This window comes from Gluconacetobacter dulcium, from assembly GCF_014174165.1.
GTDB classification, from domain to species: Bacteria; Pseudomonadota; Alphaproteobacteria; order Acetobacterales; family Acetobacteraceae; genus Gluconacetobacter; species Gluconacetobacter dulcium.
Genome location: NZ_JABEQN010000059.1, coordinates 1 through 1,229 on the forward strand (window position 1 = coordinate 1; position 1,229 = coordinate 1,229).

At 60.4% G+C, this 1,229-nt stretch carries 1 protein-coding gene; it reads left to right on the forward strand.

Annotation, left to right across the window (positions count from 1 at the left end; genetic code table 11):
- Positions 1 to 117 precede the first annotated feature (117 nt).
- Entirely contained in the window at positions 118 to 1,176 is a 1,059-nt protein-coding gene (locus HLH25_RS19870) for an IS481 family transposase (RefSeq protein WP_182975726.1), read from the forward strand.
- Positions 1,177 to 1,229: the final 53 nt, after the last annotated feature.

A 1,229-nucleotide genomic window follows, 5' to 3' on the forward strand; every position in this document is an offset into this window, starting at 1 on the left:
TGTGGAAGTCTCGACTAAATCTGACGTACGGTGTCTGTTGAAGCCCAACCAGGGCTGCTGCGGGGGCGGAGTGGCCGGGTGACGCAGCCCCCGCCGCAGCCATCGGAGGACATTCTCATGACGCGAGACCAGAAGATCATCCGGGCCAAAGTCGGCCTGCTGGAACTGTCGAAGCAACTGGGCAATGTATCGCAAGCCTGCAAGATGATGGGCTATTCGCGCGACAGCTTCTACCGCTTCAAGGAACTCTACGACAAAGGCGGCGAGATCGCGCTCCAGGAACTCTCCCGCCGCAAGCCCCTGTTGAAAAACCGTGTCGAGCCAGCGGTCGAGGAGGCGGTGATCGCGATCGCCATCGAACAGCCAGCCTGGGGCCAGGCCCGCGTGTCCAACGAACTGCTCAAGCGCGGCATCACCGTCTCTCCTTTCGGCGTGCGCAGCATCTGGCTGCGCCACGACCTCGCCACCATGAAGCTCCGCCTCAAGGCTCTGGAAGCCAAAATGGCCCAGGAGCGGCTGATCCTCACCGAAAGCCAGCTTGCGGCCCTGGAGAAGGCCAAGGCCGACAAGGAGGCGTGGGGCGAGTTCGAAACCGAATGTCCCGGCTATTGCGGCGCCCAGGATACCTTCTATGTCGGCACTCTCAAGGGCATCGGCCGCATCTATCAGCAGACCTTCGTCGATACCTACAGCAAGGTCGGCTTCGCCAAGCTCTACGACCGCAAGACCCCCGTCACCGCAGCCGACCTGCTCAACGACCGCGTCATCCCCTTCTTCGAGCAGCATGATGTTCCGCTCCAGCGCGTGCTGACCGATCGGGGCACGGAATTCTGCGGCTCTCATGACCGCCATGAATACGAGCTCTATCTGGCGGTGGAGAACATCGACCATACCCGCACCAAGGCGCGCAGCCCGCAGACCAACGGTATCGTCGAGCGTTTCCACAAAACCATGCTCGACGAGTTCTATCGCGTCGCTTTCCGCCGCAAGATCTACAACAGCATCCAGGAGCTCCAGGCAGACCTCGACGAGTGGATGGACGATTTCAACCGCAATCGCACCCACCAGGGACGATACTGCTTCGGCAAAACCCCGATGCAGACCTTCCTTGACGCAGCACATAACGCCCGCGAAAAAGATATAGGGCGCTACACCGAACACCACAGGAACGCGTAGTACCCCGATCGGCCATTCCAAGCCGTACGTCAGATCAAGTGCAAACTTCTACA